The sequence below is a fragment of the Sphingomonas trueperi genome, from assembly GCF_040545965.1.
Lineage (GTDB): Bacteria > Pseudomonadota > Alphaproteobacteria > Sphingomonadales > Sphingomonadaceae > Sphingomonas > Sphingomonas trueperi_C.
Genome location: NZ_JBEPMV010000001.1, coordinates 105,428 through 121,815 on the forward strand (window position 1 = coordinate 105,428; position 16,388 = coordinate 121,815).

Consider the following 16,388-nt stretch of genomic DNA (forward strand, 5'->3'; position numbering starts at 1 on the left):
GGATCACAGCTTTTCGGTTGAAGCTTACTTCGCCGAGTCCTTCGCCGCGTCGCCGACGTCCTTCGCGGCATCGCCGACGCTGCTCGCAGCGCTGGTCACCGCGTTAGTCTTGGCGTTCTCGCGGGCATTCTGGTTGAACAGGTAGAAGGCCCCGATCACCACCGCGATCAGCACCGCCAGCCCGATCAGCGCCATGCCGGCACCGCCGCCGCTGCGGCGCTCGATCACCGTGGTGTGGGTCGCGCGGTCGGTCGCCACGCCGTCTTCAACGATACGTTCGGCCATGATCGTCTCTCCTCGGTTACACTGGCGACAGCAACCGAGGGGACGAACTTATGGTTCCCTAAGCTATTGTCTCAGAACGGGAGCTTGAAGCCCGGCGGCAGCGGCAGGCCGCTGGTCATCTTGCTCATCGCTTCCGACGACGCGCTATCCGCCTTGACCCGCGCATCGTTGAAGGCGGCGACCAGCAGGTCCTCCAGCATCGCCTTTTCGGCGACGTTGACCAGCGAATCGTCGATCGCGATGCCGATGATCCGGCCCTTGGCGCTCGCCTTCACCTTGACCAGCCCGCCGCCCGACACACCCTCCACCTCGACCGTGTCGAGATTTGCCTGCGCCTTGGTGAGTTCGGCCTGGACGTTCTGCGCCATGGCCATGATTTCTTCGAGACTCTTCATCCGTCACTCCCGGTCTTGGTCCAGCCGATCAACTCGGCATCAGGAAAAGCTGCAATCGCGGCGGCGACGATCGGTGAGGCGAGCACTGCCTCGCGCTCCGCCGCTTCCTTCGCCGCCTGTTCCTCGCGCAGCGTCATCGCGGTGGCGCCTTCGACGAGGGTGATCTTCCAGTGCACGCCGGTGCTGTCCTTGAGCGCGCCGCCCAGCTCGCGCACGAAATCCTGCGGCAGCGGCCGCGCCGCGCCGAAATCGATCTCGCTGCCCTCGAAGCGCACCGGCCGCATATAGTCGCGCACGAACATCGCGAGCTGGAGGCGGCGATGCTCTTCCAGATGCTCGGCGAGCTCGGCGAGGTTGGTCGGCAGCACCGGCCCGGTTTCCTGCACCGTCGCCGGGGCCGGCGCGGTCGGCTCGGCAGGCGCAGCGGCGGCAGGAGCGCCCGCTGGCACCGCGATGCTGCCGCTGAGGATCTGCTTGGCCAACTCGCCGGGATCGGGAAGCTGCGCCGCGTGAATCACGCGCAGCAGCGCCATTTCGGTCGCCTCGATCGGCAGTGCCGCCTTGGCGACCTCGTCATGCCCGCGCAGCAGCAGCTGCCACAGCCGGTGAAGCGCCGGGAAGGACAGCCGGCTCGCCCAGCCTTCCATCGCCTCGCGCTCCTCGGTCGACTGGCCGGAGAGGCGGTGCGTGCCGAGCTTGACCAGGGTCACGCCGTGCACCGTCTCCAGCAGCGCCCGCAGCACCGCCAGCGGATCGACGCCCAGATCATATTGCGCCCGCAGCTCCGCCAGCGCCTGCTGCGCCAGCCCCTCGACCAGCGTCCCGAACAGTGCGCGGTTGGCGCCGCGATCGGACAGGCCGAGCATCTGGCGCACGGCTTCGGCCTTCACCCCCTCGCCTTCCAGACCCGCATGCGCGATCGCCTGGTCGAGGATCGAGAGCCCGTCGCGCGCCGAGCCTTCCGCGGCGCGGGCGACCAGCGCCAGCGCCTCGGGCTCCGCCTCGACCTGCTCGGCCTCGCAAACGCGCGCGAAATGCTCGGCGAGCAGTTCGGCCGGGATGCGGCGCAGGTCGAAACGCTGGCAGCGCGACAGCACCGTCACCGGCACCTTGTTCACTTCCGTCGTGGCGAACAGGAACTTCACATGCCCCGGCGGCTCCTCCAGCGTCTTCAGCAGCGCGTTGAACGCGTTCTTCGACAGCATGTGAACTTCGTCGATGATGTAGATCTTGTAGCGCGCCGAGACCGCCGCATAGCGCGACGCCTCGATGATCTCGCGCACGTCGTCGACGCCGGTATGGCTGGCGGCGTCCATCTCGATCACGTCGATATGGCGCCCCTCTGCGATCGCGCGGCAGGGCTCGCAGACGCCGCAAGGGTCGATCGTCGGCCCGCCCTGCCCGTCCGGACCGATGCAATTGAGCGCCTTGGCGATCAGCCGGGCGGTAGAGGTCTTGCCCACCCCGCGCACGCCGGTCAGCAGGAAGGCGTGCGCCAGCCGGTCGCGCTTGATCGCGTTGCCCAGCGTGGTGACCATCGCATCCTGACCGATCAGCGCGCTGAACGTCTGCGGCCGGTATTTGCGGGCAAGCACGCGATAGGCTTCGCCGCGCTGCGGCTGCGGGGGTTCGTCGAGGCCAAGCAGGGAATCGGACATCACGAACCTATCTAGGGACCCGCGCGGCGTTTGTCGAAGTCCGGCACTGTGATCGCGCGCCAGCCGGCGGGCGAGAGCAGTGCCCGGAGCAGCAGCGCCGCGCCCCACGTCATCACAATGGCGGAAAGCCCGGCCTGGAGCAGGGCCCCACCATCGGTTGCCGTGCCGAAATTATAGCCGGTGTGCCACAAGGCCGCCGCCAGCACGCTCCCGCGCGACGCGGCGCTCACCTGCGCCAGCACGAACCCGCCGAGCACCAGCCCAAGGCCGAAGCCGAAGACCAGCATCGCCGGCCCCATGCCGCGATAGGTCGCGACGATCCAGAACAGCGGCGCATGCCACACGATCCAGATCGCCGCCTGCGCCAGCACACCGCCGATCGCGCCGTAGCGTGCCTGCAAGCGGGGCAGCAGATAGCCGCGCCACCCCGCCTCCTCGCCATAGCCGTTCACCACCAGCACGACGGCGAACAGTGCGAGCGGCGGCAGCACCGGCAGTCCGCTGAACCGCAGCAGCGCGATGGCCTCGATCGGATGGCACATCCATGCCGCGGCAGCGCCAAACACGGCGATCAGGAGGAAGGGCGTGAGTGCGAGCAACCAGCCGCGCACCCCCTGGGGCAGCCCAATCAGCCGGCGGAGCCACGCCGCGCGCGCGGCTTTCGGCGCCGAGACCAGCACGCACACGCTGCCCGCAACCCAGGGGCGCAGCAGTCCACCGAAATGCGTCGGCAGCATCCCCGGCCGCACGACCACGCCGAGCAGTGCCATCGGGATCCAGATCGTCCAGGAAAAGCCGAACGCCAGCAGCAGGAACAGCCGGATTTGGCTCGAAGATCGTCGCATGCCCGCCCCTCCGCAGTGGAACGCACGGCATTTGCGGCCCAAGGCGCAGTCGCGCCATCGGGAGCTTCACGGATGCAGCGATGTGAGGTGATGGGTGGGAGCCGGAACGACCCGGGACGAAATCGTTACGGCTGCTTCCTTCCGGACCTGACCGGGTTGGCGACGATCCCGTCCGCCCGACTCCCGCGGCGCATATGGGGGAAGCGCGTGCGGGTGGCAAGAGCGCAATTGCGGCGCAGCTCAGGCCGCAAGTGCGAACAGTCGCCAGAGGACCAGCGTCAAAGCCAGGATCAGCGCCGTCGCAGCGATCACCGCTGCGGTGACAGGCCCGAAGCCGGTCTGATGAGGATTGGAACGGTCGAGTCGCATATGCCAGCCTCCGAATAGAGCGCGACGTTGCTCGCGTGGCCGATCTCCGCCCATACGGTAATTCCCGGACCGCCCCTCCTGTCAGGAGACTTTTTCTTCCACGATCAAAATACAAATGCTAATATCACGTAGTAGAGTCGTTGTGATCAACCAGACGGGGGTTAGGATGACCGACCAACTCAGTAGACGGCAGTGCTTCCTGGGCGCCGCAACCGCACTGGTTGCATCGACTTTTCCAGTTTCAGCGGACGCAAGATGGACGCAGAACAAGCCTGCACAGCAAGACAGCACTCGCCCGCGCACGCCGCAAGAAGCGCTGGCAAAACTGAAGGAGGGCAACAAGGCGTTCCTGGCGGATAAGGCTCGAGAAATCACAAGATCAGCAGCAAAATTAGCCGAGTCGCAGTCGCCCTATTGTGCTATATTGAGCTGTTCGGACAGTCGCGTCCCACCAGAACTGCTCTTCGGTGGCGGGCTAGGGGACATATTTGTCGTTCGCAACGCCGGCAACGTGCTCAGCACTGCAGCGCTCGGCTCGCTTGAATATGCAGTATGGCAGCTGAACGTGCCGCTGATCGTCGTGTTAGGGCACCAGAACTGCGGCGCAGTCTCCGGCGCACTACGCGTCGCCACGTCAGGCGACGATTTCCCAGGTGTGATCGGCAACATGCTGGAACCGATTCTGCCGGCCGCGATCGCGCATCGTTCGTCGAACAATGCATTGGAGAGCGCCACCAAGTTTCACGTTACGCGGATGGTTGGCGCGCTGCGCACACGGACAGACCCACTGCTACAGGAACCGCAACGGGCTGGCCGCCTACTCGTCACCGGGGCATATTACGAGATTGCCGACAAGCCAGTGCAGTTCTGGGACTAGTGATTATAGGCGATCTCAGCGCTCGCGGCTGAGATCGTCCACTTCGCCCATGATCGTGTCGAGCGCGGTGCGGCCGTCCTCGTTGAGCGAGGTCGAGCGGCGCGAGGGCAGCTGCCCTTCCGACATCAGCGCCTCAAGCGCGACACGGCCGCGAGCGACGCGGCTCTTGATCGTGCCGACCGCAACCTGGCAGATCTCGGCTGCCTCTTCGTACGCGAAGCCGCCCGCGCCAACGAGAATCAACGCCTCGCGCTGCGGCTGCGGCAAATGGAGCAGCGCGCGCTGCATGTCCGCCAGCTCGACATGGCGATCCTGGCTCGCGGGTGCTGCCAGCAGGCGGTCAGCGACCAGATCGTCCCATTCGCCCTTGAAGCGCGCGCGACGCATCTGGCTGAGATAGAGGTTGCGCAGGATGATGAAGGTCCAGGCGCGCATGTTGGTGCCGGCCTGGAAGCGCTTGCGCGCGGCCCATGCCTTCAGGAGGGTCTCCTGAACCAGATCGTCGGCGAGATCGCGGCTGCCCGACAGCGAGCGACCGAACGCGCGGAGATGCGGGATCACCTGTGCCAGCTGCGTCTTGAACTCGGGATCCGACAGCGAAACATGTTCCACCGGGGCCGCAGGCGTGCCCGGTTCGTCGTGATCCGTGTGGGTAGCTTCGGTCATGCAATCCCGATCGTTAGCGCGCAGGGCGTCGCGGTTCGTTGTCAAGCTGGGGTCGGACGGCTTGATGTCAAGCACCGTGCTGTGCAGCATTTGCCGTCAAACCAACAAGATAACAGCAAAAATCACAATGACCAACAGCGTGCCGATAATCAGCACGTAGCGCGTCACTCCCGGGGTCGTACCGGCGCGGGCGCGATCCGTGGAGAGGTGGGCGGGTTCGTCTTGCTCAGCCATGACATGCTAAACACCCGAAAACCGTTTTAGGTCCGTACCGGGTGGAACCCGCCCCATTTTACCATCACGCGGGGACAGTTGCCTCGTCGAAGAACAGTGCCTGGCTGATCGTCGCCTTCACCGTCTCGCGCTGGAAAGGCTTGGTGATCAGGAAGGTCGGCTCCGGGCGTTCGCCGGTGAGCAGGCGCTCGGGGAAGGCGGTGATGAAGATCACCGGCACCGCGAATTCAGCGAGGATGTCCTTCACCGCATCGATGCCCGAGCTGTCGTCGGCCAGTTGGATGTCGGCGAGCACCAGGCCCGGACGATCTTCCATGGCCAGCGCAACTGCCTCGTCGCGGGTGACGGCAACGCCGGTCACATCGTGGCCGAGGTCGCGGACGATCTGCTCGAGATCCATCGCGATCAGCGGCTCGTCCTCAATGATCATCACGCGGGTGCGCGTCTGGCGCTCGATCTCGGCAACCGCCTCGGCGACCAGTTCGGTCACGCGCGCGGACTGCTCGCCGATGAGATACGCAGCGTCCTCGGGCGGGAAGCCTTCCACCGTCGTCAGCAGCAGCGCCTGGCGCGATAGCGGGGTGAGGCGAGCGAGGCGCTTTCGGGCGATCGCCTCGGCATCGTTGCCCTGCTCGACCGCGTCGATGCTGTCGTCCCACTGGCTCGACTGCCAGATCACCTGGAAAGTGCGATACAGGCCGAGCCGCGCATCGACGTCGCGCGGGAACTGATCGGGCGCCTCGACGATCGCTTCGAGGGCGGCGCGGACATAGCGGTCGCCTTCGGCCTGGTTGCCGGTGAGCGCACGGGCATAGCGCCGCAGGAGCGGAAGGTGCGGCGCGAGTTGCTGACCAAGCGACATGAGCTGTGTATTCTCCATCAGGTTCGGGGGCGTTGTCGCCCCCGGCGGGCGGTATTTCAATCGATTCCGTCACCCGAAGAAGCCCCTCCCCGGATTTCGCATCGTGGGTGGAACAATCGAGGTGCTCTTTGGTTTCATCGTCCGGACCGCGTGGATGGTTATCGCGACGTCGGGTGCTTGCACTCGGCGTCGTTATCACTATTCGCGGTAGCGGTCACATCGTTCATTCGTCCGGGTGTCCGGACATTTTCCGGACCCTTAGGGGGGAATTGGTGCATTCCGCTAAAGATGATCAGGGCAAGCAGCCGCAGCCGGAGCAGGGGAGCGACAAGAAGCCGCGCCCCAATCCCGACGTGGGGGATGTATTGCGCCGTGCATATGACGAGACGCTGAACGAGTCGGTGCCGGATGACCTGCTCGACCTGCTGAAGAAGCTCGATTAAACGAATCCACCCATGAACGGCCTGGATTCTCCGCTCCGCGGCCGAGGCTTCTCGGCGGCGCTCGGGCGATTGCCCACGGGCGCCAAGGTTTTCCTGATTCTGGTCGGCGCGCTGCTGCCGCTGGCCCTCATTGCGCTGTTCACTACCCTGCAGACCACGCGCAGCGCCGATGACGAGGCGCGCGAGCGGCTGAGCGTCACCGCGCAGGAAAGCGCGGGCAATCTCGAGAATCTGCTCGCCAACCATGTCGCGCAGCTCGGCGAGGCGCTCGCCGCGCTCGAACGCAACCCTGACGACGCTCCCAGCTGCACAAGGCTCGCCGGCACCTATGCCGCGCAGGGCCAAGCGCATTTTGTCGTGCTCGATCGGCGCGGACGCACCCTGTGCGGGCGCGCCTTCGAGCAGATCCGCATGGCCGATACGCCCCGCAGCGATGTCGCCGCGCGAATCGTTCCGGGCGGGCTGCTGCTGCGGATCAGCGGAAGCGACGGCGCGACCGCCACGGCCTATTATCCGCGCGATCTGCTCGCGGGGCTCGCCCGGCCGAGCGGTTTCGTCCCCGAATATGGCGCGGCGCTGATCGGCCATGGTGATCGGCTGACGCTGCGGGCGCTCAAGGACAACGGCCCGCTCGATCGCGGCAAGAGCCTGCGCAGCAACCTCGGCGTCGACGATCTCGCGCTCGAGACCACCATGCCGGGCGCGCCGATCACCTCGCCGCTGGTGATCGCAACCGTGCTGCTGGTGGTGATGTGGATCGCCGCTGCCGCGATCGGCTGGTTCGTCGTCGACATCCTGCTGATCCGTCCCTTGCGCCAGCTGCGCAGCAGCGTCGCCAACTATCAGCCCGGCGACGTAATCGACACCGAGCGGCTGGGCCCCATCCCCGCGCAGGAAATCCGCGAGCTGGGCGACACGTTCAGCGAGATCAGCCGCACCGTGCAGGCGCACGAGGCCGATCTCGCCAAGGGGCTGGTCCAGCAGACCCGCCTCACCCGCGAGGTCCACCACCGGGTGAAGAACAACCTGCAGGTGATCTCCAGCCTGATCAACTTCCACGCGCGCGCCGCCCGGGGCGAGGAAGCGGCCAACGCCTATGCCTCGATCCAGCGCCGGGTCGATGCGCTCGCCGTGGTCCACCGCCACCATTATGCCGAGATGGAGGAAAATCGCGGGCTGGAACTGCGCTCGGTGATCGGCGAGCTCGCCGCCAATCTGCGCGCCACCGCGCCCGAGCAGTCACGCGGGCTGGGCATCACACTGGAAGTCGAATCGCTGCTCGTCACGCAGGACGTAGCGATCGCGGTGTCGTTCCTGCTCACCGAGATCATCGAGCTGGCGGTCAGCTGCAATCCGGCCGCGCAGATCCGCATCTCGATCAAGGCGCCCGAAGACGCCGATCGCGCCGTGCTGCGCGTCTCCTCGCCGGCGCTGGTGGGTGGTCCGGTCTTCGAGGGGCTGGTCGACAAGCGCTATGGCCGCGTGCTGCTGGGCCTCGCCCGCCAGCTGCGCACCCAACTCCACCATGACCCGCTGGTCGGCGCCTACGAGACCACGATCGCGATCACCGGACGCTTCTGAAAAAATCGTCCGAAGTGGTGGAACCCCGAGACAGGGGCGACGTTCTACACTTCGGATAGCGACCTTTGCCCCCCCGCTCTCGCTGTCCACGACATGGGCCCGGAAGCGTCTACCCTCCCCCCCCCCGGTGACGCTTCCGGGCCTACTTCCTTCCTGACATCGCCAGATTTAGATCGGCACAGCGCCTCTGCGCTGGACTGCAGGAACGTTTCCACGCGCGCCGCATTGAACCTTCCGTCCCGGCAAACGGGGAATGAAGGAGATTTTCGATGCGTAAACTCATCACCGCCGCCGCGCTCGCCGGTACCCTGCTGATCGCCGCGTGCAACACCGTGGAAGGCGCAGGCAAGGACGTTGCCTCGGCCGGCGACACCGTCGCCAACGCCGCCGACAAGTCCAAGTAAGCAGTTCAGCGAGCCCCTGCCGCACCCGCGGCGGGGGCTTCGCTCATTCGGCGGTCTGGGCCTCGCCCTCGGACTCCGCCACTTCCGCCTCGGTCGCCGCCGTGCGCTCGCGCCGCCGCCGGGTGAAGTAGATCGCGATCAGCGACAGGAAATACAGCCCGATCAGCGGGCCCGCCAGCAGCAGCTGCGAGCCGACGTCCGGCGGGGTCAGCACCGCCGCGATCGCCACCGAGGCGACGATGGCATAGCGCCATGCGCCCTTGAGCTGCTCATAGGTGACGATGCCGGCATGTTCGAGCAGCATCAGCAGCACCGGCAACAGGAACGAGATGCCGAAGCCGAAGATGAACTGCATGATGAATTTCAGATAGTTGTTCACGTCCGGCAGCGCGGTCTGCTCGACGCCGCCGAGATTGCCCTGGAAGCCCAGCAGGAACTTCAGCGCCACCGGGATCGCGACGAAATAGGCCATGCAGGCGCCGGCGGTGAACAGCAGCGGCGTGGCGAGCAGGAACGGCAGCAGCGCCTGCTTCTCGCGCCGGTAGAGCCCGGGTGCCACGAATTGCCAAAGCTGGTTGGCGATGATCGGGAAGGCGATCATCAGCCCGGCGAAGAACGCCACCTTCACCTCGACGAGGAAGCCGCCGAAGATATCGGTGTTGATGATCCTCGCCTGCCCCGCCGTCTTGAGCGGCGCGACGAGGAAGGAAAGGATACCGCGCGCGAAATAGAGGCAGCCGCCGAACGCCACCAGCAGCGACAGGATCGACCAGACCAGCCGCTTGCGCAGCTCGATCAGATGCTCGAGCAGCGGGGCCTGGGTGTCGTCGATCTCGCTCACGGCTGTACTTCGCTGGCAGGGGGTACGGGCTTGGAATCGTTGGCAGCGGGCTTCGGCGCGGAGACCTCTACCGGCGCCGGATCGGCATGGATCTCTGGCTGCGGCGTCATCACCGGGGCATCGCCGTCATGCGGGACATGGTCGTGCGGCGCAGGATCGTGCGAGACGGATTCGTGCGCGACATGCTCGATCGCGGGCGTTTCAGGCGCTGCGAGCGGCTGCGGCGGATATTGGCGCATGATCCGCTCATTCTCCGCCGCCCATTGCTTCTCCAGCTCGGCCAGCTCGGCCTCGCGGACCATCGAATCGATGCCCGAGCGGAATTGCCGCCCCACCGCGCGGGCCTTGCCGACCCATTTGCCGACGAAATGCATCGCCCGCGGCAGGTCCTTCGGCCCGATGAAGATGAGGGCGGCGATGGCCACGACCAAAAACTCGCCGGAATCGATATTGAACATTCTGTCGGCGCATCCACTCGCACGGCATGCGCCGGTTACCCCCGGCGCGCTGCGATCAACATCCGGGCCGCCGGGCCTTACCGGCGCCCCGGCAGGGGCTCAGCGATGCTCCTCGCGAGCGCGCTCGGCTTCCGGCGTATAGCCCGGCTCCGGTGCCGGCTTGCCTTCGATCCGGGTCGGCGGCGTCTGGGTATCGTCCTCGGCCATGCCCTTCTTGAAGTTCTTGATGCCCTTCGCGACGTCGCCCATCATGTGGGAGAAACGGCCGCCGCCCAGCAGAAGGATGGCGATGATGCCGACGACCAGCCAGTGCATCAGGCTGAAGCTACCCATGAGAATTCTCCTTGATATCCCGACCTATCTAAGGCCCGCGGCTCCCCACGGCAACGGCTGATCACCCTGTACCATGGTTGTACCGGCCGAATCCGGTATGACCCGCCTATTCGTCGTCCGTGACAGTTTCGCTTTCCGCCGCTGCCTCGGCCGCATCGAGCTGTTCCAAGGCGAGATCGACGGGGTCGAGCAGCCCCGCCGCCTTGAGGTCCTCGATCCCCGGCAGGTCACGCCGGCTGGCGAGGCCGAAATGGCTGAGGAAACCCGCCGTGGTGGCATACATCAGCGGCCGCCCCGGCACTTCGCGGCGCCCGGCGGGGCGTACCCAGCCCGCCTCCATCAGCACATCGATCGTGCCCTTGGAGATCTGCACGCCGCGGATCGCCTCGATCTCGGCTCGTGTCACCGGTTCGTGATAGGCGATGATCGCCAGCGTCTCGATGCCCGCGCGGCTCAGCTTGCGGCTGTCCTCGCGGTCGCGGCGGAGCAGATGGGCGAGATCGGCCGCGGTCTGGAAATGCCAGCGATCGCCGCGGCGGACCAGCTCGATGCCGCGCCCGGCATAGTGGTCGCCGAGCGCTGCGAGCGCCGCGCGGATGTCGACCTCGGGGCCGACATAAGCCCGAATCTCGTCGACGCTGAGCGGCGCTTCGGATGCGAACAGCACCGCCTCCACCGCGCGGATCGGATCCCCCGCATCGATCATATCGGGATCGCCTTGAGGTAGAGCGGCGCGAACGGCGCGTCCTGGCGAATCTCCAGCCGGCCCTGCCGCGCCAGCTCCAGCGCCGCGACGAAGGACGAAGCAAGCGCCGAGCGGCGAAACAGGTCGCTGGCGCCTTCGGGCAGGAAGCTTTCGATCACGTCCCAGTCGATGCGCGTGCCGAGCTGGGTGGAGAGCCGCTCCAGCGCCGCCTCCAGCGTCATCACGTCGCGGTGGGCGACGACGTGCATGACGGGCCGAGTGCGCGCGCTGATCCGGCCATAGGCGGCGATCAGGTCGTATATCTCGACTTCCCACTTGGCCTGGCGCTGGACGCGCAGGCCTTCGGGCGCGCCGCGCGGGAAGACGTCGCGCCCCATCCGATCGCGCGCAACCAGCCGGGCGCCTGCCTCGCGCATCGCGCTCAGCCGTTCGAGGCGGAGTTGCAGGCGCAGCGCCAGTTCCTCCGGGCTCGGGCTCTCGGCGGGGTTGCGGGGCAGCAGCAGCGCGGATTTGAGATAGGCGAGCCACGCCGCCATCACCAGATAGTCGGCGGCGAGCTCCAGCCGCAGCTCGCGCGCGGCGTGGACATAGGCGAGGTACTGCTCGACCAGCTCGAGGATCGAGATCTGGCGGAGGTCAACCTTCTGCGTGCGGGCGAGCGCCAGCAACAGGTCGAGCGGGCCTTCCCAGCCCTCGACCTCGATCTTCAGAATGTCGTCGCCCCCGTCCACCGGGTGGTCATAGGAGGGGGGAGCGGGCCGAGCAACAATAAGCCCCTCCTCCTTGGAGGAGGGGTTGGGGGTGGAGGGATTCCAGACCAGAAGTTGGTCTCGGTGAGACACTGCCCCACCCCAACCCCTCCCCTAAAGGGGAGGGGCTAAGGCCTAGCTCAGCCCCAGCAGCGCATCCCGCTTGGCCAGCAGCTCGGCGAGCGGCACGTCCTCCGCCTCGCCCACCGAGCCCGTCGCCCGTACCAGCCGATCGAGGCACACCGCCGGCGCATTCGGGATCCGGGATACGATCTCCACCATCTCGGGCATGCGCGCCCAGCAATCGAGCACCACGTCGCAGCCCGCCGCAAGCGCGCGCTCGGCCTTTTCGCCCGCGGTGCCCGAGAGCGCCTTCATGTCGATATCGTCGGTGAACAGCAGCCCGTCGAAAGCGATCCGCCCCCGGATAACCTCGCGGATCACCGTCGGAGAGAGCGTCGCGGGCAGCTCGGCGTCCCAGGCCTCGAACACGATATGCGCGGTCATCCCCATGGGCGCGTCGTGCAGCCGCTGGAACGGCAGCAGGTCCGCCTCCAGTTCCTCGGCGCTCGCCTTGACCCGCGGCAACTCCAGATGGCTGTCCACCATCGCCCGGCCATGCCCCGGCATATGCTTGATTACGCCAACCACGCCGCCGCGGTGCAGCCCGTCGAGCAGCGCGCGCCCGAGCGCCGCCACCCGCATCGGATCGCGCCCGAACGCGCGATCGCCGATCGCGGGGGTGCCGCCCTCCACTGCCACGTCGAGCAACGGTGCGCAGTCGACCGTCACGCCCGCCTCGCGCAGGATCGCGGCAAGCGCCTGGCCATTCGCCCGCGCCGCCTCGATCGCCGAGATCGGCGCGCGCTCGTACAGCGCGTCGAACGCCGCGCCCGCTGGAAAGGCCGGCCAGACCGGTGGCTGCATCCGCGCGACGCGGCCGCCCTCCTGGTCGATCAGGATCGGCAGGTCGCCACGCCCGCTCAAGCTCCGCAGCTCGTCGGTGAGCGCCCGCATCTGGGCGGCATCCACGCAATTGCGCTTGAACAGGATGTAGCCGAGCGGGTCCGCCTCGCGGAAAAAGGCGCGTTCGTCGTCGGTAAGCGTCGGGCCGGACAGGCCGAAGATCACGGGCTTCATAGGCGCAGGCCTAACCGATCCGGCTCGCCCCGCAACCCCTGTCAGCTCGCGACGAAGCAGTTCTCGCCGGCGACCTTCAGCTTGCCGCAGATCTCGCGCGCCTGGCCATTGCTGCCGGCGTTCACCCGCAGGCGGTACACGGTCTTGCCCTCGGGCGTGGCGAAGGGGACCACCAGCTTGCCGAGCGGGGCGAGATAGGCGAACCGCTTCGACATGCGCGTCCAGGCGATGTTGGCTGCGCCCTCGCTCGGGAAGGCCCCGAGCTGGACCAGCGCGCCTGCGCCCTCGCCTGCCGAACTTGCGGCCGCCACCTTGGGGGTGGGCGTCGGCTTGACGATCGTCGGCGCGGGCAGCGCGAGCGTCGCGCTGCTGCTCGCCTTGGGGCCGGTCTGCGGCGTCGCGCGCGGCTTCTGCCCTTCCACCGGCGCCTCGGGCAGCGCGCCGACATTGATACCCGCCTCGCTCGGCCCGCCCTGGCTGGTGCGGAAGACGATGTCGCCCTCGCCGTCGACTCGCATGCCGCCCGGCGTGTCCGGCCGCACCTTGTAGGGCTCGGCCGGCGCCGCGATCAGCGCGCCATTGCCGTCACGCGACGCACGATGCTTGAGCCAGTAATAGACGCCGCCCGCCGCGCCCAGCACGAGCAAGGCGAGGAAGACCGTAACGAACACGCGGCCCTGCCGCGGCTCCTCATAGGCCTCCTCCACCGTCTCCAGCCAGGGGAGCCGCTCGCTGTCGTCATACCGGCCGCGCATCGGCATCACATCTCCTCGACCGCCTCCACGCCCATCAGCGCGAGGCCGTTGCGGATGACCTGCTGGATCGAGCGACCGAGGAACAGCCGCGCGCGGGTCAGCGCCGGCTGGTCGGCCATCAGGAAACGGCGATCGGCAGAGTCGTTGCCCATATTGTAGAGCGCGTGGAATTCCGCCGCCAGATCATAGAGATAGAAGGCGATGCGGTGCGGCTCGCGGGCGCTGGCCGCCGCTTCGACCACGCGCGGGAACTGCGCAGCAAGCTTCGCCACGGCCAGTTCGCGCCCATCGAGCAGCGACAGGTCGGCCGTCTCGTCCAGGCTGATCCCGGCCTCGGCCGCGCGGCGATGCACCGATGCCACGCGGGCATGGGCGTACTGCACGTAGAAGACCGGGTTTTCCTTGGACGTCTCGAGCACCTTGGCGAAGTCGAAGTCCATCTGGGCGTCGGCCTTGCGGGTGAGCATGGTGAAGCGCACCACGTCCTTGCCCACTTCGCGTACCACGTCCGCCAGCGTGACGAAATTGCCCGCGCGCTTGGACATCTTCACCGGCTCGCCGGCGCGCAGCAGGCGGACCATCTGGACGAGCTTGACGTCGAAGCGGGTCTCGCCGCCGGTCAGCGCCTGCACCGCCGCGACGATCCGCTTCACCGTGCCGGCATGGTCGGCGCCCCAGATGTCGATCAGCTGGTCGGCCGACTGCGCTTTCTGGAAGTGATAGGCGAGATCGGCGCCAAAGTACGTCCACTGGCCGTTCGACTTCTTGATCGGGCGGTCCTGGTCGTCGCCAAACTGCGTCGAGCGGAACAGCGGCAGCTCCACCGGCTCCCAATCCTCGGGCGTCTCGCCCTTGGGGGCCTCCAGCACGCCGTCATAGACGAGGCCGCGCTCGCGCAGCCATGCCTCGGCCTGCTCCGGCTTGCCGGCGGCCTGCAGATCGGCCTCGGACGAGAACAGGTCGTGATGGATCCCGAGCAGCGCCAGATCGTCCTTGATCATGACGAGCATCGCCGCGACCGCGGTCTTGCGGAACAGCGCCAGCCATTCGCTCTCGGGCGCGTCGACATATTTGTCGCCATAATCGGCGGCGAGCTGCGCGCCGACCGGCTTCAGATAGTCGCCCGGATAGAGGCCCTCGGGGATCTCGATGGTCGCGCCCAGCGCCTCGCGGTAGCGCAGGTGCGCCGAGCGGGCGAGCACGTCGACCTGGCCGCCCGCGTCGTTGACATAATATTCGCGGATGACCTTGTGGCCGACATATTCCAGCAGGCTTGCCAGCGCATCGCCCACCACCGCGCCGCGGCAATGGCCCATGTGCATCGGGCCGGTCGGATTGGCCGAGACGTACTCGACGTTGACGGTCGTCCCCGCGCCCAGCGACGAGCGGCCATAGTCGGCGCCCGCGCGCAGGATCTCGGCGACTTCGCCGCGCCAGCTGTCCTCGTGCAGCGTCAGGTTGATGAAGCCGGGGCCGGCGACCGATACGGCCGCGACCTCGTCCAGCTTCTCCAGCTCGGCGACCAGCTTCTCGGCGAGCGCGCGCGGATTGGTGCCGGCGGGCTTGGCGAGCACCATCGCCGCATTGGTGGCGAGATCGCCATGGCTCGGATCGCGCGGCGGCTCGACCGTGATCGCGCGTCGCTCCAGCCCCGCAGGCAGATCGCCGGTGAGGACGAGCGCATCCAGAGCCAGATTCAGATGCGCGGCAAAACGAGCATAAAGCGTCATTGAGCAATCCAATGGGGAATGGGAGCGGCGGCTGTAGCGCAGTGGCGCGGCGCCGTCATCCCTATTGGGACTCGCGATCCTCTCCTGCAAGGGAAGGTGGCAGGCCGAAGGCCTGACGAAGGGGTGTCACCCGTCGAGGCGGAGGCGTGCCGCACCAGGGTCGACACCTCTCCGTCGCGCTTCGCGCGCCACCTTCTGAAGCTCAGAGCACGTAAGACGGCGCATTATTCTCCCAAGGTGGATACCGAACGGGCTTGTCGCCATAATAACGACGCAGCGCCTGTTCGCGCCGCTCCATCATGTCCTCGCTCCGGCTCGGATCGTCCGGATAGACGTAGGCAACCTCGAACCGCCCGTCGCGAACGAAGTATTCGATTTCTGACCATCGCTCCGGCCCCTCTTGCGCGTGCCAAAGTTCGAGCAGGACGTCGCTCCAGCGATCCAGATCCGGCCGTTGATACATAACGTGATCGCCACCATCCTTGTAGATCGAGGGCGAAATCATCTCCGGATCGACTTCAGCCTGGAGCAAGCTGTTTTCAATCGCATAAAGGGGGTCCGCCGCCAGCATCTGCCCGATCTGCGCCAGCAGACGCTCCGTCTCCTCAGTGGCCATGATGCCCTCTCCGCTCATTCGGCAGCTTCACACTGTTTTCACGTCCGTTGATGGTGAAAACGACGTCAATGGTTCTTGGCCGCTGTGACGTGCCACCAAAATGGGGTACGATCTTCACCGTTACTGCGCTTCCCGCCTTCTTTGCCCTCGCCCACTGATCTTCAAGAGCTCTGTATTTACCGCGGTTGACGTTTGCATCCTGCGCGAAATGGTTGATCGCTTCGGTCGGACCGTTAAAGCGCGGCGCAATGTAATGCCCGCCATCGTCCTTCGGCAGGCGATCGGTGCCACCGGCACTGCGTTGAAGATTTCTCGATCGAGGCTGCGGTGGCGCAAGAACTAACACGCCAGAAACTCGCCGAGTTCGCTCGCGCTCGTCGATTTCATAGTCATAGCCGTTGCGAAACACATGCCGCCAAGTTGGCTGATCGGATTGGCTGC

General features: G+C 66.7%; 22 protein-coding genes and 1 other RNA gene. 4 read left to right on the top strand and 19 right to left on the bottom strand.

Features of this window, described 5'->3' with window-relative positions:
* Positions 1 to 24: 24 nt before the first annotated feature.
* The 6 genes from ABIC35_RS00595 to ABIC35_RS00620 all read right to left on the bottom strand — a co-directional run bounded on the left by ABIC35_RS00595 (position 25) and on the right by ABIC35_RS00620 (position 3,552).
* Complete coding sequence (locus ABIC35_RS00595) at positions 25 to 285, bottom strand: hypothetical protein (protein ID WP_121078245.1); 261 nt, start codon at positions 283 to 285, stop codon at positions 25 to 27.
* A gap of 71 nt (positions 286 to 356) precedes the next feature.
* Positions 357 to 680, bottom strand: a complete 324-nt coding sequence (locus ABIC35_RS00600) for a YbaB/EbfC family nucleoid-associated protein (protein WP_121078246.1) — start codon at positions 678 to 680, stop codon at positions 357 to 359.
* Complete coding sequence (locus tag ABIC35_RS00605; protein WP_121078248.1) at positions 677 to 2,338, bottom strand: DNA polymerase III subunit gamma/tau; 1,662 nt, start codon at positions 2,336 to 2,338, stop codon at positions 677 to 679. The genes ABIC35_RS00600 and ABIC35_RS00605 overlap by 4 nt, the downstream gene beginning before the upstream one ends.
* Before the next feature lie 11 nt (positions 2,339 to 2,349).
* Positions 2,350 to 3,183 (bottom strand): CPBP family glutamic-type intramembrane protease, encoded by an 834-nt coding sequence (locus tag ABIC35_RS00610; RefSeq protein WP_121078250.1) that lies wholly within the window; start codon positions 3,181 to 3,183, stop codon positions 2,350 to 2,352.
* A gap of 90 nt (positions 3,184 to 3,273) precedes the next feature.
* An RNA gene (ffs, locus tag ABIC35_RS00615) (signal recognition particle sRNA small type) lies at positions 3,274 to 3,371 on the bottom strand.
* Between the two features lie 52 nt (positions 3,372 to 3,423).
* Entirely contained in the window at positions 3,424 to 3,552 is a 129-nt protein-coding gene (locus ABIC35_RS00620; protein WP_354278157.1) for a hypothetical protein, read from the bottom strand.
* 166 nt (positions 3,553 to 3,718) lie between these two features.
* Here ABIC35_RS00620 and ABIC35_RS00625 point away from each other — a divergent pair, with 166 nt between their 5' ends.
* Positions 3,719 to 4,429: a carbonic anhydrase gene (locus tag ABIC35_RS00625; protein ID WP_121079526.1), complete on the top strand. Its 711-nt coding sequence runs from the start codon at positions 3,719 to 3,721 to the stop codon at positions 4,427 to 4,429.
* A 15-nt stretch (positions 4,430 to 4,444) separates the two neighbouring features.
* On the opposite strand, the gene ABIC35_RS00630 is transcribed toward ABIC35_RS00625, so the two are convergent.
* The 3 genes from ABIC35_RS00630 to ABIC35_RS00640 form a co-directional block, all read right to left on the bottom strand.
* Positions 4,445 to 5,095: a sigma-70 family RNA polymerase sigma factor gene (locus tag ABIC35_RS00630; RefSeq protein ID WP_121079527.1), complete on the bottom strand. Its 651-nt coding sequence runs from the start codon at positions 5,093 to 5,095 to the stop codon at positions 4,445 to 4,447.
* 96 nt (positions 5,096 to 5,191) lie between these two features.
* Positions 5,192 to 5,329 (bottom strand): hypothetical protein, encoded by a 138-nt coding sequence (locus ABIC35_RS00635; protein WP_164521758.1) that lies wholly within the window; start codon positions 5,327 to 5,329, stop codon positions 5,192 to 5,194.
* Between the two features lie 64 nt (positions 5,330 to 5,393).
* Complete coding sequence (locus ABIC35_RS00640) at positions 5,394 to 6,191, bottom strand: response regulator (protein ID WP_121079529.1); 798 nt, start codon at positions 6,189 to 6,191, stop codon at positions 5,394 to 5,396.
* Positions 6,192 to 6,463: 272 nt separating this feature from the next.
* Here ABIC35_RS00640 and ABIC35_RS00645 point away from each other — a divergent pair, with 272 nt between their 5' ends.
* The 3 genes from ABIC35_RS00645 to ABIC35_RS00655 all read left to right on the top strand — a co-directional run bounded on the left by ABIC35_RS00645 (position 6,464) and on the right by ABIC35_RS00655 (position 8,619).
* Positions 6,464 to 6,634 (top strand): NepR family anti-sigma factor, encoded by a 171-nt coding sequence (locus ABIC35_RS00645; protein WP_354278159.1) that lies wholly within the window; start codon positions 6,464 to 6,466, stop codon positions 6,632 to 6,634.
* Positions 6,635 to 6,646: 12 nt separating this feature from the next.
* Positions 6,647 to 8,215 (top strand): sensor histidine kinase, encoded by a 1,569-nt coding sequence (locus ABIC35_RS00650; RefSeq protein WP_121078253.1) that lies wholly within the window; start codon positions 6,647 to 6,649, stop codon positions 8,213 to 8,215.
* A 269-nt stretch (positions 8,216 to 8,484) separates the two neighbouring features.
* Positions 8,485 to 8,619, top strand: a complete 135-nt coding sequence (locus tag ABIC35_RS00655) for an entericidin A/B family lipoprotein (RefSeq protein ID WP_121078255.1) — start codon at positions 8,485 to 8,487, stop codon at positions 8,617 to 8,619.
* 43 nt (positions 8,620 to 8,662) lie between these two features.
* Here ABIC35_RS00655 and tatC read toward each other — a convergent pair whose 3' ends face one another.
* The 10 genes from tatC to ABIC35_RS00705 form a co-directional block, all read right to left on the bottom strand.
* Positions 8,663 to 9,460 (bottom strand): twin-arginine translocase subunit TatC, encoded by a 798-nt coding sequence (tatC, locus tag ABIC35_RS00660; RefSeq protein WP_121078257.1) that lies wholly within the window; start codon positions 9,458 to 9,460, stop codon positions 8,663 to 8,665.
* Positions 9,457 to 9,918 carry a twin-arginine translocase subunit TatB gene (locus tag ABIC35_RS00665; protein ID WP_121078259.1) on the bottom strand — a complete coding sequence of 154 codons (462 nt, stop codon included), beginning with the start codon at positions 9,916 to 9,918 and terminating at the stop codon, positions 9,457 to 9,459. The genes tatC and ABIC35_RS00665 overlap by 4 nt, the downstream gene beginning before the upstream one ends.
* Positions 9,919 to 10,017: 99 nt before the next feature.
* Complete coding sequence (locus ABIC35_RS00670) at positions 10,018 to 10,251, bottom strand: twin-arginine translocase TatA/TatE family subunit (RefSeq protein ID WP_121078261.1); 234 nt, start codon at positions 10,249 to 10,251, stop codon at positions 10,018 to 10,020.
* A gap of 106 nt (positions 10,252 to 10,357) precedes the next feature.
* Entirely contained in the window at positions 10,358 to 10,957 is a 600-nt protein-coding gene (gene scpB / locus ABIC35_RS00675; RefSeq protein ID WP_121078263.1) for an SMC-Scp complex subunit ScpB, read from the bottom strand.
* Positions 10,954 to 11,688 (bottom strand): segregation and condensation protein A, encoded by a 735-nt coding sequence (locus ABIC35_RS00680; protein WP_121078265.1) that lies wholly within the window; start codon positions 11,686 to 11,688, stop codon positions 10,954 to 10,956. Before ABIC35_RS00680 ends, scpB begins: the two co-directional genes overlap by 4 nt.
* A gap of 153 nt (positions 11,689 to 11,841) precedes the next feature.
* Positions 11,842 to 12,846 (bottom strand): beta-N-acetylhexosaminidase, encoded by a 1,005-nt coding sequence (gene nagZ, locus ABIC35_RS00685; RefSeq protein WP_121078267.1) that lies wholly within the window; start codon positions 12,844 to 12,846, stop codon positions 11,842 to 11,844.
* Positions 12,847 to 12,887: 41 nt separating this feature from the next.
* A complete protein-coding gene (locus ABIC35_RS00690; RefSeq protein ID WP_354278161.1) occupies positions 12,888 to 13,607 on the bottom strand; it encodes an SPOR domain-containing protein in 720 nt (239 codons plus the stop codon).
* Entirely contained in the window at positions 13,607 to 15,331 is a 1,725-nt protein-coding gene (argS, locus tag ABIC35_RS00695; protein WP_121078269.1) for an arginine--tRNA ligase, read from the bottom strand. The genes ABIC35_RS00690 and argS overlap by 1 nt, the downstream gene beginning before the upstream one ends.
* Positions 15,332 to 15,533: 202 nt before the next feature.
* Positions 15,534 to 15,947 (bottom strand): hypothetical protein, encoded by a 414-nt coding sequence (locus ABIC35_RS00700; protein ID WP_121078271.1) that lies wholly within the window; start codon positions 15,945 to 15,947, stop codon positions 15,534 to 15,536.
* Positions 15,937 to 16,356, bottom strand: coding sequence for a DNA/RNA non-specific endonuclease (locus ABIC35_RS00705; RefSeq protein ID WP_121079533.1), 420 nt, complete (start codon positions 16,354 to 16,356; stop codon positions 15,937 to 15,939). The genes ABIC35_RS00700 and ABIC35_RS00705 overlap by 11 nt, the downstream gene beginning before the upstream one ends.
* Positions 16,357 to 16,388 lie beyond the last annotated feature (32 nt).